This is a genomic window from Saccharothrix texasensis, from assembly GCF_003752005.1.
GTDB lineage: Bacteria > Actinomycetota > Actinomycetes > Mycobacteriales > Pseudonocardiaceae > Actinosynnema > Actinosynnema texasense.
The window spans coordinates 4,619,851-4,632,675 of the sequence record NZ_RJKM01000001.1 but is presented as its reverse complement, the minus strand read 5'-3'; the positions used below and the strand labels follow the sequence as shown (position 1 = coordinate 4,632,675).

General features: G+C 73.0%; 12 protein-coding genes. 4 read left to right on the top strand and 8 right to left on the bottom strand.

The features are described from left to right. Nucleotides 1–137 precede the first annotated feature (137 nt). Genes EDD40_RS19725 through EDD40_RS19715 form a run of 3 tightly spaced genes read right to left on the bottom strand, consistent with a single transcriptional unit; the run spans nt 138 to nt 3,278 of the window. Nucleotides 138–1,010: a carbohydrate ABC transporter permease gene (locus EDD40_RS19725; protein WP_123744227.1), complete on the bottom strand. Its 873-nt coding sequence runs from the start codon at nt 1,008–1,010 to the stop codon at nt 138–140. Next, nucleotides 1,007–1,975, bottom strand: coding sequence for a carbohydrate ABC transporter permease (locus EDD40_RS19720; protein ID WP_246037738.1), 969 nt, complete (start codon nt 1,973–1,975; stop codon nt 1,007–1,009). Before EDD40_RS19720 ends, EDD40_RS19725 begins: the two co-directional genes overlap by 4 nt. A gap of 4 nt (nt 1,976–1,979) precedes the next feature. Further along, nucleotides 1,980–3,278 (bottom strand): ABC transporter substrate-binding protein, encoded by a 1,299-nt coding sequence (locus EDD40_RS19715; protein WP_123744226.1) that lies wholly within the window; start codon nt 3,276–3,278, stop codon nt 1,980–1,982. A gap of 156 nt (nt 3,279–3,434) precedes the next feature. On the opposite strand from EDD40_RS19715, the gene EDD40_RS19710 reads away from it, so the two are divergent. The 4 genes from EDD40_RS19710 to EDD40_RS42675 all read left to right on the top strand — a co-directional run bounded on the left by EDD40_RS19710 (nt 3,435) and on the right by EDD40_RS42675 (nt 9,339). Further along, nucleotides 3,435–5,432 carry a beta-galactosidase gene (locus tag EDD40_RS19710; protein WP_123744225.1) on the top strand — a complete coding sequence of 666 codons (1,998 nt, stop codon included), beginning with the start codon at nt 3,435–3,437 and terminating at the stop codon, nt 5,430–5,432. A gap of 1 nt (nt 5,433) precedes the next feature. Beyond that, nucleotides 5,434–6,231: a DeoR/GlpR family DNA-binding transcription regulator gene (locus tag EDD40_RS19705; RefSeq protein WP_123744224.1), complete on the top strand. Its 798-nt coding sequence runs from the start codon at nt 5,434–5,436 to the stop codon at nt 6,229–6,231. Next, on the top strand, nt 6,228–7,307 hold the full coding sequence (gene galT, locus EDD40_RS19700; RefSeq protein ID WP_123744223.1) for a galactose-1-phosphate uridylyltransferase: 1,080 nt from the start codon (nt 6,228–6,230) through the stop codon (nt 7,305–7,307). The genes EDD40_RS19705 and galT overlap by 4 nt, the downstream gene beginning before the upstream one ends. A gap of 478 nt (nt 7,308–7,785) precedes the next feature. After that, nucleotides 7,786–9,339, top strand: a complete 1,554-nt coding sequence (locus EDD40_RS42675; RefSeq protein WP_246037737.1) for a S1C family serine protease — start codon at nt 7,786–7,788, stop codon at nt 9,337–9,339. A 70-nt stretch (nt 9,340–9,409) separates the two neighbouring features. Here EDD40_RS42675 and EDD40_RS19690 read toward each other — a convergent pair whose 3' ends face one another. Genes EDD40_RS19690 through EDD40_RS19670 form a run of 5 tightly spaced genes read right to left on the bottom strand, consistent with a single transcriptional unit; the run spans nt 9,410 to nt 12,792 of the window. Then, nucleotides 9,410–9,829, bottom strand: a complete 420-nt coding sequence (locus EDD40_RS19690; RefSeq protein WP_123744222.1) for a hypothetical protein — start codon at nt 9,827–9,829, stop codon at nt 9,410–9,412. Continuing rightward, nucleotides 9,829–10,872, bottom strand: a complete 1,044-nt coding sequence (locus tag EDD40_RS19685; protein WP_342777774.1) for a molybdopterin-dependent oxidoreductase — start codon at nt 10,870–10,872, stop codon at nt 9,829–9,831. Before EDD40_RS19685 ends, EDD40_RS19690 begins: the two co-directional genes overlap by 1 nt. Beyond that, a complete protein-coding gene (locus EDD40_RS19680) occupies nt 10,869–11,471 on the bottom strand; it encodes a class I SAM-dependent methyltransferase (RefSeq protein ID WP_123744221.1) in 603 nt (200 codons plus the stop codon). The genes EDD40_RS19685 and EDD40_RS19680 overlap by 4 nt, the downstream gene beginning before the upstream one ends. After that, complete coding sequence (locus tag EDD40_RS19675) at nt 11,468–12,130, bottom strand: TIGR04282 family arsenosugar biosynthesis glycosyltransferase (protein ID WP_123744220.1); 663 nt, start codon at nt 12,128–12,130, stop codon at nt 11,468–11,470. Before EDD40_RS19675 ends, EDD40_RS19680 begins: the two co-directional genes overlap by 4 nt. Further along, nucleotides 12,127–12,792: a glycosyltransferase family 2 protein gene (locus tag EDD40_RS19670; protein ID WP_246038339.1), complete on the bottom strand. Its 666-nt coding sequence runs from the start codon at nt 12,790–12,792 to the stop codon at nt 12,127–12,129. The genes EDD40_RS19675 and EDD40_RS19670 overlap by 4 nt, the downstream gene beginning before the upstream one ends. Nucleotides 12,793–12,825: the final 33 nt, after the last annotated feature.

The window sequence follows — 12,825 nt, the reverse complement described above, 5'->3', positions numbered from 1 at the left end:
CCTACGTTCGCAGCGCGAGAGTCCAACGTTCACGGGACCTGAATTCAACGCTCAGACAGACCGCTCGGTCGGTCGAGTGTTGAATTCAGGTCCCGTGAACGTACGACTCACGCGCCGTGGACGTAGGACACGCGCGGTCAGCCCTTGGTGGAGCCCAGGGTCAGGCCGCCGATGAACTGGCGTTGCAGGGTGAAGAAGACGACCAGGGTGGGCAGGGCGACCAGGAGGGAGCCGGCGGCGACCAGGTTGTTGTCCACGAAGAACGTGCCCTTCAGGTTCTGCAGGGCCGACGTGATCGGCATCTTGTCGCCGGTCTGGATCAGCACCAGGGCCCACAGGAAGTCGTTGTAGATCCAGGTGAACTCGAGGGTCGCCAACGCCGCCAGGGCGGGACGGCACAGCGGCAGGATCACCTGCCAGTACTGCCGGAACACGCCCGCGCCGTCCACCCGCGCCGCCTCGCCGATCTCGTTCGGGATCGTCTTCATGTAGTTGCTCAGCACGAACACGCAGAACCCCGACTGGAACGCCACGTGGATCAGCACCAGCCCGAGCTGCGAGTCCAGCAGCACCTCGCTGTCGCTGAGCCAACGGGGCAGCGGCGTCAGCAGGTACAGCCGGTACAGCGGCGTCACGATCACCTGCTGCGGCAGCAGGTTGCCCGCGGTGAACAGCATCAGCAGCACCAGGTTGAACCGGAAGCTGAACCGCGACACCCCGAACGCCACCATCGAGCTGAGCAGCAGCACGAGCAGCAACGCCGGCAACGTCACGATCAACGTGTTCAGGTAGTAGTGCGGCAGGTCGGCCTGCGTCCACGCGGACGTGAAGTTGTCGAACGTCAGGCTCTCCGCGACCGAGAAGTACCCGTTGCGGGCCGTGTCGTCGTACGTCCGCAGCGACGCGTACAGCGCCCACAGCAGCGGCGCGAGCGTGGCCAGGCACGTCAGGACCAGGAACACGTGCAGGGCGATGCGCCCCAATGGGATCGAACGCGGTCGGAACGTCACGCCCGGCCCTCCTCGCGGAACACCTGGATCAGGTAGGTGACGATGAACCCGAGCGAGATCAGCAGCAGGACGACGGCCAGCGCCGAGCCCCACCCGATCCGGCTCGACTCGCCGATGATGTTGTCGGTCACCAGCACGGACAGCAGCTCCAGCCCGTTGCGGCCCTTGTTGATCACGTACACGATGTCGAACGCCCGCAGGCCCTCGATCACGGTGACCACGAGCACGACCACGTTCACCGGTTTGAGCACCGGGAACGTGACCCGGAAGAACGTCTGCCAAGCGTTTGCGCCGTCGAGCGCGGCGGCTTCCTTCAACGCCGGGTCGACCGACTTCAGCCCGGCCAGGTACAGCAGCATGACGTACCCGGTGTGCCGCCACCCGGCCGCGACCAGCACCGCGTACAGGTTGATGTCGGGGTCGCCCAGCCAGTTCACCGGGTCGGTCGACGCGGTGCCGAGCACGTTGTTCAGCAGCCCCTGCTCGGGCTGGTAGATCAGCTGCCAGATGAACCCGACCAACGCCAGCGACAGCACCATCGGCAGGTACAGCGCGCTCTGGTAGATCCGCCCGAACCGCAGTTGGCGGTCCAGCAGCACGGCCAGCAGCAGCCCGGCGGCGGTCGGCGCCACGAGCAGGAACAGCAGCCAGGTGAGGTTGTGCTGCACCGCGGGCCAGAACCGGGGGTAGCGGGTGAAGATGTCGACGTAGTTGCCGAACCCGACCCACTCGATGTCGGCGAACCCGCCGATCCCGTCCCACGAGCTGAACGACAACCCGATCGAGCCGAGCGCCGGCACCCAGACCAGCGCGATGTGCACCAGCGACGGGATGCCGAGCATCAGCCCGAGCACGAGCTTGTCGCGCGGCGCCAGCGCGGTGGCACGGCGACGCCTGCCGCGCCGGGACGTCGGGGAGGGGGCCGACGTCCCGGCGGGCTCCGGTGGGGACTGCGACGCGGTCACGACGTCACTCCGTGAAGATCGTCTTGGCCTGGTCGGCCATGCCCTTGAGGATCGAGTCGAGGTCGTCGGGGTTCTGGATGAACGCGTTGAGCCCGTTGGTCGCCGCGTCGCTGGCGAAGCGGGGGTCGGTGTCGCGGTCGAGGAACTGCGTGATGTGCGTGGCTTCCTTGATCACCTGCGCCGCCTTCTTCTGCAGCGCGTTGTAGCCGGTGGTCTCGGCCTTGCCGGAGGTGGCGATCGAGGTCGGGTCGGTCTTGAGGTAGGCCAGCTGCGCGGCGGGCGTGGACAGGTGCTCCAGCAGCCTGCGCGCGCCTTCGGGGTTGGCGGGTTGGCGGGACATCAGGTAGCCGTCGATGGGCGCTTCGACGGTGTCCTGGCCGTGCTCGGGGTTGATCTCCGGGTAGGGGAAGAAGTCGAGGTCGTCCACCTCGGCGCCCTTGAACTGCTGCGCCACGAACGAGCCGAGCAGGTACATGCCGGCCTTGCCCTGCTGCAACGACTGCGCGGCTTCCTGCCACTCGCGGCCGAGCGCGTTCTCCTGGTGGAACGGCAGCAGCCGCTTCCAGGTGTCGAACACCTCCCGCACCTTCGGCCCCTGCCAGTCCTCCTTGCCCGCCATGAGGTCGACGTGGAACTGGTAGCCGTTGACCCGGAAGTTGAGCTGGTCGAACGTGCCCATGCCCGGCCAGCCCTGCTTCTGCGCGAACGCGATGGGCACGAGCCCGTCCGCCTGCATCCTGGTGGACAGGGCGACGAGTTCGTCGAGCGTCTTCGGCTGCTCGTACCCGCGTTGCTGCCACACGCTCTTGCGGTAGAACACGCCCCACGGGTACTGGGTGAACGGGATCAGGTACTGCTTGCCGTCCGAGGCGGTGGAGGCTTCCTTCAGGGCGGGCGCGTAGCCGTCGGAGACCTTGGACCACACCTCGCTCAGGTCGCCGGCCAGGCCCTTCTCGGCGAAGTACCGCATCCGGTAGCCCGCGAACCAGGCCAGCACGTCGTCCGGCTTGCCCTGCAGGTAGTTGTTGATCTGCTCCTGGTACTGCTCGTGCTGCTTGGTGTTGATCGCGACCTTGAGGCCCGACTCGCCCTCGAACGCCTTCAGCACGGCCGTGATCGCGTCCTTCGGCACCTGGTCGGACAGGTTGTTGCCGAACGACACCGTGTCGGTGACGGCGCCCCCGCCGTCGGAGCCGCACGCGGCCAGGCCGGGCACGGCGGCGATGCCCGCGCCCGCGACGATCGCCCGTAACAGCGCGCGGCGGCCGAGCAGGGGGGCGGGGCTGGCGGAGAACCTCGTCATCGTCGCTCCTACGGGTGACACCAGGCATGCCAAGTGAACAAAGAGTCAACAAGAGGACTCACAATGTGGTGTGTGCCACAGCAAAATGTCAAGCTATCCGACGGTTGTTGTTGGACTGTGTTGACGTTTTCGCGGCAAATCGACCACTCTTGTGCCATGACGATGTGGCCCACGCGTGTGCCCGGCCTGGCCTGGGGCGCCGACTACAACCCCGAGCAGTGGCCGGAGGACGTCTGGGACGACGACGTCGAGCTGATGCGCCGGGCCGGGGTGAACCTCGTGAGCGTGGCGATCTTCTCCTGGGCGTTGCTGGAAGTGGAAGAGGGGCGCTACGAGTTCGGCTGGTTGGACCGCGTGCTCGACCGTTTGCACGCGGGCGGCATCCGGGTCGACCTGGCCACCGCGACCGCCGCGCCACCGCCGTGGCTGACCACCGCGCACCCCGAGATGCTGCCGGAGACCGCCGACGGCGTCCGGCTCGTGCACGGCTCGCGCCAGTCCTACTGCCCCAGCTCGCCGGTCTACCGGTCCAAGGCCGTCGCTCTGGCCCGCGCGCTGGCCGAGCGGTACCGCGACCACCCGGCGCTGGCCGCGTGGCACGTCAACAACGAGTACGGCTGCCACGTCTCCCGCTGCTACTGCGACCGGTGCGCGGTGGCGTTCCGGGCCTGGCTGCGGGCCCGCCACGGGACGCTGGACGTGCTGAACGAGGCGTGGGGCACGGCCTTCTGGAGCCAGCGCTACACCTCGTGGGAGCAGGTGCTGCCGCCCCGGGCCACCCCGACCTCGCACAACCCGGGCCAGCTGCTCGACTTCGACCGGTTCTCCTCCGACGCCCTGCTCGAGCTGTACAAGGCCGAGCGGGACGTGCTGCGCGAGGTCACCCCGGACGTGCCGGTGACCACGAACTTCATGGCCGCCGCGTTCGCCGGGCTCGACTACTGGACGTGGGCCGCCGAGGTCGACTTCGTCTCCAACGACCACTACACCCGCGCCGAGGACGCCGAGCGGCACGTCGACCTGGCGTACTCCGCCGACCTGGTGCGCGGCCTCGCGGGCGGGCGGCCGTGGCTGCTGATGGAGCACTCCACGTCGGCGGTGAACTGGCAGCCGCGCAACATCGCCAAGCTGCCCGGCGAGCTGCGCCGCAACTCCTACGCGCACATGGCCCGCGGCGCGGACGGCACGCTGTTCTTCCAGTGGCGGCAGTCGCGGGCGGGCGCGGAGCGCTACCACTCGGCGATGGTGCCGCACGCCGGTCCGGACACGAAGGTGTACCGCGAGGTCGAGCAGGTCGGCGCGGAGTACCGGCGGCTCGCCGAACTCGTCGGGTCGACCGTGGACGCCCCGGTCGCCGTCGTGTTCGACTGGGAGTCGTGGTGGGCGCTCGGCCGGTCCGGGCACCCGACCAGCGACTTCGCCTACCCCGAGCACGTGTTCGGGTACTACCGGGCGTTGTGGCGGGCCGGGGTGACCGTCGACTTCGTGCCGCCCGGCGCCGACCTGTCCCCCTACCGGCTGGTCGTCGTGCCCGCGCTGTACGGGGTGGACGACGCGTCGCCGTACGAGGAGCACGTCGCGGCGGGCGGCCACGTGCTGGTCACCTACCTGTCCGGTGTCACGGACACGCGCGGCCACGTGCACCTCGGCGGCTACCCCGGCGCGTTCCGCGAGCTGCTCGGCGTGCGGACCGAGGAGTTCCACCCGCTGCGCGCGGGCGAGGCGGTGGCGTTGGACGACGGCTCGTCGGTCGCGGTGTGGACCGAGCACCTGCACGTCGACGGCGCGGAGGTGGTCGCGTCCTACGCCGACGGCCCGCTGCCCGGTGTGCCCGCCGTGACCCGCAACGAGCGCGGCGCGGGCGTCGCCTGGTACGTGGCGTGCGGCCTGGCCGGCGACGGCCTGGAGCGGCTGGTGCGGACCGCGCTCGACCGGGCGGGCGTGCCGGTCGGTCCGGGCGGTGACGTCGAGGTGGTGCGTCGGCGCGGTGAGGTGGCGGGCTCCGCCGTATCGTGGCTGGTCGCGGTCAACCACGGGACCAGCGACGCCGAGCTGCCCGCGGTGGGTGTCGAGCTGCTGTCCGGCGCGCGTGCGTCCGGCGGTGTGGTCGTGCCCGCCGGCGGCGTGGTCGTGATCCGGGAAGAAGAGGTGTGAAGTGCTGGCACGCCAGCGACAAGCGGTGATCCTGGAAGAGGTCCGCCGCACCGGCGCGGTGCGGGTGAGCGACCTGGTCGTCCGGCTGGGCGTCTCGGACATGACCGTGCGCCGCGACCTGGACGTGCTGGCCGCGCGCGGCCTGGTGGAGAAGGTGTACGGCGGCGCCACGTCCGTGGTCGGCCGCAGCACGGACGAGCCGGGCTTCGAGGCCAAGTCGGTGCGCCAGCTGCCGGAGAAGGAGGCCATCGCGGCGTTCGCGGCCGGCCTGGTGCGCCCCGGCACCGCGATCGGCCTGTCGGCGGGCACCACCACGTGGACGCTGGCCCGGTTCCTGGACGACATCCCGGACCTGACCGTGGTGACCAACTCGATCCGGATCGCCGACGTGCTGCAGCAGAGCGGGCGCACGGACCGCACGGTGGTGCTCACCGGCGGGGTGCGCACGCCGTCGGACGCGCTGGTCGGGCCGGTGGCCGTGCAGGCGCTGCGGTCGCTGCACCTGGACGTGGTGTTCCTCGGCGTGCACGGCATGGCCGAGCGCTCCGGCTTCACCACGCCCAACCTGAACGAGAGCGAGACCGACCGCGCGCTGGTCGACGCGGCCGGGCGGGTCGTCGTGGTCGCCGACCACACCAAGTGGGGCACCGTGGGCATCTCCACCATCGCCGCGCTGGACGAGGCGGACGTGCTGGTGACCGACGAGGGATTGGCCGAGCCCGCGCGGGCGGTGCTCGGCGAGCAGGTCGGCGAACTGGTCCTGGCGCGCGTGCCGGGCCGCGGAGAGGAACTGGCGTGAGGCGCACGGCGCGGCAGCTGGCCGATGGTCGCGAGATCATCTACTTCGACGACACCCCGGGCGCGCCGCCGCGCGAGGCGGTCGACACCCGCGACCTGCCGCGCACGCAGCCGCTGTCGGAGGTGCGGCGCGACCCGCTGACCGGCGAGTGGGTGGCGATGGCCGCGCACCGGCAGACCCGCACGTACAAGCCGCCCGCCGACCTGTGCCCGTTGTGCCCGTCCACGCCCGGCAAGCCGACCGAGGTGCCCGAGTCGAGCTACGACGTGGTCGTGTTCGAGAACCGGTTCCCGTCGTTCGCGCAGGGCGTGCCGGAGCTGCCGTCCACTGTGGAGGGCATGCCGATGGTGGCGCGGGCGGCCGGGCGCGGCCGGTGCGAGGTGATGTGCTTCACCTCCGACCACGACACCTCGTTCGGGTCGCTGCCCGCCTCCCGGGTGCGCACGGTCGTGGACGCGTGGGCGGACCGGACGGCGGCGCTGAACGCGACGCCGGGCGTCGAGCAGGTCTTCCCGTTCGAGAACCGGGGCGAAGAGATCGGCGTGACGCTGTCGCACCCGCACGGCCAGATCTACGGCTACCCCTTCGTGACCCCGAAGACGGAACGGATGCTCGCCGCCGCGGCGGACTACCAGGCGTCACACGGCCGTCCACTTATGGGTGACATTTTGGCCGCTGAACGCGCGGTCGGAACCCGCGTCATCGCCGAGAGTGAGTCCTGGACGGCGTTCGTGCCCGCTGCGGCGCGGTGGCCGGTCGAGGTCCACCTGGTCCCGCACCGCCAGGTGCCCGACCTGCCCGCGCTCACCGACGCCGAGCGGGACGACTTCGCGGGCCTCTACCTGACCGTGCTGCACCGCCTGGACGCGCTCTACGACCGCCCGCTGCCCTACATCGCGGCGTGGCACCAGGCGCCCGTGCGCACCGGCCGTGACCTGGCGTGGTTGCACCTGGAGGTGTTCTCGGTGCTGCGCGCCGCGGACAAGCTCAAGTACCTGGCCGGCTCCGAGTCGGGCATGGGCGTGTGGGTGAACGACGCGACGCCGGAGCAGATCGCCGAGAGGCTGCGCGGCTGAACCACGGGTGGGGTAATCGGCCGGGAACCCGTCCGGACTCACAAGTGATGCCCAGTTTCGTTTAAGGCTGCTCTCAGGCGGGCACCGCAAAGTGGTGGACATGACCGAAGACGAGCAGCCGAAGCAGCCACCGCAGTCTCAGCCGGCGCAGCCGGAGAGCCCGTGGGCGCGTGGGGGCGCCGGACTCGGTCATGCGGACGCCGGCGGTCGGCAGCAGGGTGCCGACCAGCCGGGCAGCGACGACACCGGCGCCGTGCAGGGCGGCGCCGGTGCGTCGGAGCCCACCGGCGCGGGAGGTGCCTGGCAGGGGGCCTCCGCGCGGCCGGCGGACGGGACCGACGGGTCGGCGGTAGGGGCCGACCGGTCGGCGGCGGGGTCGGCGGGTGTTCCGCGGGGGAACACCGGCCACCCATCCGACTCGTACCCATCCGACTCGCGCCCAGCCGACTCGTACCCGGCTGACCTGTACCCGGACAGCGTGACCTCGACCGCTGCCACCTCGAACTTCGGCTCGCCGACCGCTCCGCACGCGAGCGGCGCCGAGCCCGTGCCCGGGTCGCCGGACGCCTGGTCGCGTCCCGGTCGCCCGGATGACTTCGGCTCGCCGGTCGCCTCGCAGGGTGCCGCCGGCCTGTCGGGAACCGGTCGGGCGGGTGCCGTGCAGGGCGGCGCCGGCCCGACCGGAACAGGTGTGGCCGGTGCTGTGCAGGGCAGCGCCGGTCATCCCGGAACCGGTGGTCCCGGCGCCGTGCAGGGCGGCGCCGGGCTGCCGGGATCCGGGCCGGGGGCCTGGCAGGGAGGCTTCCACCGCCCGGAGCACACCGGTCCGCACGGCGCGCCGCAGGCCGGCGCCCAGGATCACCCGGGCTCGCCGGCCCACTCCCCTTCGGGGCCGGCGCAGCCCGGTGTGTCGGGCCCGTACTACGCGCCGCCCGGCTCGGTCTCCGCGGCGCCCCGCCCCCCGCGGGGCCGCGGCAAGGTCGTGGCGGGGGTCGCCGCCCTCGTGCTCGCGGTCGGCGGCGTCGCGGGAGGTGTCGGCGGGTACGTCGGCTTCCAGGCCGCCGAGGACGCCCGGCCCGTGACCAACGCGCTCAACCAGACCCCGCCCGCCCAGCAGAGCTCCGACGCGCCGGCGGGCTCGACCGAGCAGGTGGCCCAGAAGGTGCTGCCGACCGTGGTGCAGGTGCAGGTCAACGGTGGCGCCGGGTCCGGTTTCACGCTCAGCTCCGACGGCCTGGTGCTGACCAACAACCACGTGGTCGAGAGCGCCGCCGGCGGCGGGCCGATCAAGGTCCAGCTCCAGGACGGCCGCTCGTTCGACGCGAAGATCGTCGGCCGCGACCCGACGTCCGACCTGGCCGTGGTGAAGGTGGAGGACGTCTCCGGTCTGCCCACGGCCGAGCTGGGCAACTCCGGCGACTTGCGGATCGGCCAGCAGGTCGTGGCCGTCGGCTCGCCGTTCGACCTCAACGGCACGGTCACGTCCGGCATCGTCAGCTCGCTGAACCGCCCGGTGCGCGCCGGCGGCCAGCAGGGCGGCGTGGACACCGTGCTCAACGCCATCCAGACCGACGCCGCGATCAACCCCGGCAACTCGGGCGGCCCGCTGGTGAACATGCGCGGCCAGGTCGTCGGCATCAACTCGGCCATCTACAGCCCGAACTCCAGCCAGTCCTCGCAGGGCGGCTCGGTCGGCATCGGCTTCGCCATCCCGATCGACCAGGCCCGCCGCACGGCCAAGGAGCTGTCGGAGACCGGCAAGGCCAACCAGACCGTGCTCGGCGTCCAGGTGGGCGACGCGCCGGAGGGCGGGGCGGTGGTCCGCGACGTGACCGCCGGCGGCGCGGCGGCCGCGGCGGGCGTCAAGTCCGGCGACGTGATCACCAAGTTCGGCGACCGGCCCATCGACACCTCCGACTCGCTGGTCGCGGCCGTCCGGTCCCGCGCGCCGGGCGAGAAGGTGCAGCTCACCATCGGCGGGAACCGCACGGTCGAGGTGACGCTCGGCAGCCAGCCCGTCGAGGTCCGCTAGCACCCGAAGACCACCGGCTCGCGTGCCCCGGGCCGGTCGTGGAGGCCGCATCCCGGCAGGTGACCGCCCCTCACCTGCCGGCGTGCGGCCTCTTGTCGCGCCCGCCGGGGCTCCTGCCGCGCCTGGCGAGGGCGACCGACAGGACCACCGACCAGGTCACGCCGACCGCCACCAGGAGCCCGAGCGGGTAGTCCCGGTCGGCCAGGCCGGGGTTGGGGCCGCCCGCGAACGGTCGCCAGAGCAGCGGGACGGCGAGCAGCCCCAGCACGCCGGTGACCGTGCCGCCGACCAGCACCGCCGCGCGCCACGGCTCCGGCACCCGGCGGGCCACGAGCAGGCCGAAACCGGCGAAGAGGGGCGCGAGCAGCACGTCGTGCGCGATCGGGCCCGCCACGAACCACAGCACCAGGTTCACCGACACCAGCGGCAGCACCAGGACCGCGCCCCACAACCCCATGGCAACACCCAGCGCGCCGATCACCCACCTCATCAGAGGACCTCCAGCCGAGTGACCCACTTGGTCTGCGTCACGCCCGGTCGGCTCGGTGCGATCAACCGGCACGGGTAGCCGTGGTCCAGCGGCAGGGTCTCGCCGTCCAGCCGCAGCGCGAGCAGCGTCACCGGGTCGCGGGCGTGGGCGGCGGGCAGCGTGCTCGCGCGGTAGAGGCCGTCGCGCTCCAGCGACTCCACCCGGACGTCGCCGGGCGCCAGGCCCGCCAGCGCCAGCAGGTCGCGCACGGGCACCCCGGTCCACCGCGCCGACGCGCTCCACCCCTCGACGCACGCGATCGGCAGCTCGGCCGTCGTCTGGGGCAGCGCTTCGAGCTCCCGGCGGGTGAACCGGCGCCCGCCGACGGTCAACCGCCAGCCGTCGTCCACGGCGGCCACCCTGGCGGCGGCGGCCGTGCGGTTGACGGGCAGCGCCGCCGACCGGATGCCCAGGACGGAGGCGGTCCGCAGCCACGGCACCGTGCCGCCCGCCGTGGCCAGCACCGCGACCGCCGCCGCGCCGCCCGTGGTGAGCAGGAACCCGCGCCGGCTGAGCGTGCCCTGGCGGACCTCCTCGGCGGGCGTGCGCGTGAGCGGCAGCTTGACCGCGACGTGCACGAGCAGCGCGCCCACCGCGACCCAGGCCACGGCGTGGTGCGCGGTCGGGAAGAAGAACTGCCACGGGTAGTTCTGCGCGGCGTTGAACAGGCCGGTGACCAGCTCGAAGAACGACGCGCCGAGCAGCACGAAGATCGAGGCCCGCTCCAGCGCGTGCGGCAGCGACTTCACCAGCGGCCGTTCGAAGAGCTTCGGGTACACCGTCCACAGCTTCGCCGACAGCAGCGGGATCGCCGCCACGCCCGAGGTGACGTGGACGCCCTGCGTGAACCGGTAGAGCCAGACCGGGCGGGTGGGCCAGGCGAACCAGGCGGGCGGGTGCTGGAGGTAGTGGCTGAGCAGACCGGTGACGAAGCACAGCCCGAACGCGATGCCCAGCCACAGGCCGAGGCGGGTGGCGGTGTGCGGGCTGGACGCGCGCTTCACGGCCGCACCAGCTCGGCGAACCAGCGCCCGTCGCGCTCGACGACCCACCGCGACGTCAGACCGGCCCGCGCGGCGACCGGCGTCAAGGACGGCGCGTCGACCCGCGCCCAGTCGAACCACGCGCCACCGGCGACCCGGGCGCGTTCCCGGCGCAGCCCGCAGCCGGGCGGCTCGACCTCGACCAGCACGCTGCCGTGCCGGCGCAGCAGCTGACGGGCCCGGCGGAGCAGCGCCACGGGGTCGCCGCCGATGCCGATGTTGCCGTCGGCGAGCAGCGCGTGCGCCCAGCGGCCGACGCCGGGCAGCCGGCCGAACAGGTCCCGGCGCAGGGCCGGGCCGCCCCTCGACCGGGTGAGGGCGACGGCGAGCGGCGAGTGGTCCACGCCCAGCGCCACCACCCCGCGCCCGACGAGCGCCGCGACCATCCGCCCCGGGCCGCAGCCGAGGTCGACGGTCGGGCCGTGGCAGGCGTCGAGCAGGACGTGGTCGGCGTCGTCGGCGTCCTCGTGCCACCGGTCGACCGGCAGGGTCAGGTGACCGCCGCCGGCCAGGTCGAGCCGGCACTCCGCGCCGCTGAGACCGAGGTCGAACGCGGTCATCGCAGGGCGCCCAGGCGCGCGAGCGCGGCGGCGAACCGCGTGTGCGGCACGGCGGCGGCGACCTCGCGGGCCGTGGCCATGTCGTCCACATCGGACAGCACGGGCAGCAGGCCGGTGTCCCGGTCGCCCAGGGCCCGCAGCGTCGACGCGCCCGTGTCCGACCGGGACATCGGCACGGTCCGGAGGGCCGCGGCCACCGCCGGGTCGTGGAGCCCCAGCGCCCACCAACCGCCGTCGGCCGCCGGGCCCAGCACGGCGTCGTGCGCGGCCAGCCGGTCGACCGACTCGGCCAGCAGTGCCGGCGTGAGCTGAGGCGTGTCCATGCCGATCTGGAACACCGGCAGGCCGTGCGCCCGGTGCGCGTCGGCGTGCGCGTTGGCCAGCCGGTCGGCGAACGACCGGCCCCGCTGCGCCACCACCGTGCAGCGCCGCAGCACCGCGCGGATCTCGGCCGACCGGCGCGCGTCGCCGAGCGACCCGGTCAACGCCACCACCGGCCGGACGCGCGGCGTGCCGAGCACGGCGTCGAGGGTGTCCAGCAGCGCGGCGGCGGCGATGTCGGCCGCCTCCGCCGGCGTCGCGGGCGGGCAGAGGCGGGTCTTCGCCAGGCCCGGCACCGGGGCCTTGGCCACCACCAGCAGGCTCACCGAAGGGGTCATCGGCGCACGCTCCCCCGGTCGACGCCCCGCTGGACGACCGCCGTCATGTCCCGCACCGCCCGCGCGGTCCCGCGCACCGAGCCCGACACCTTCGACTTCGTGCCCGCCGCGCGCGGCCCGTACCGCACGTCCCGCTCGACCACCCGCCACCCGGCCGCCGCCGCGCGCAGCAGCAGCTCCAACGGGTAGCCGAACGCCCGGTCCTCGACCCCCAGGTCCAGCAGGTCGCGCCGGCGGAACGCCCGCACCGGCGCGATGTCCCGCACCGGCAGCCCCTTGCGCCGCAGCAGCCCGGCCAGCACCGCGTTGCCCGCCCGCGCGTGCCACGGCCAACTGCCCGCCTCCGGCACCCGCCGCCCCACGGCCAGCTCCGCCCGCGCGAGCATCGCCACCAGCTCCGGCAGCTCGCGCGGGTCGAGCGAACCGTCCGCGTCGAGCACGCACACCACCTCGGAGCGCGCGCGCTCGATGCCCGTGTGCACCGCCGCGCCATACCCGGGCCGCGGCTCGTGCACGACCTCCGCGCCCAGCGACCGGGCGATCTCCGGCGAGCCGTCACGCGATCCGTTGTCCACCACCAAGGGCCGGTAGCCCGCGGGCATGGCCCGCAGCACGCCCGGCAACGCCGCCGCCTCGTCCAGGCAGGGGAGCACCACGTCGATTTCGTCCACGCCCCACAGCATGGGCGGTCGTGG

Excerpts from the sequence above, each read along its gene's own strand:
- EDD40_RS19715 (WP_123744226.1), bottom strand. The coding sequence starts at position 3,278 with ATGACGAGGTTCTCCGCCAGCCCCGCCCCCCTGCTCGGCCGCCGCGCG.
- EDD40_RS19710 (WP_123744225.1), top strand. The coding sequence starts at position 3,435 with ATGACGATGTGGCCCACGCGTGTGCCCGGCCTGGCCTGGGGCGCCGAC.
- EDD40_RS19690 (WP_123744222.1), bottom strand. The coding sequence starts at position 9,829 with ATGAGGTGGGTGATCGGCGCGCTGGGTGTTGCCATGGGGTTGTGGGGC.
- EDD40_RS19680 (WP_123744221.1), bottom strand. The coding sequence starts at position 11,471 with ATGACCGCGTTCGACCTCGGTCTCAGCGGCGCGGAGTGCCGGCTCGAC.
- EDD40_RS19675 (WP_123744220.1), bottom strand. The coding sequence starts at position 12,130 with ATGACCCCTTCGGTGAGCCTGCTGGTGGTGGCCAAGGCCCCGGTGCCG.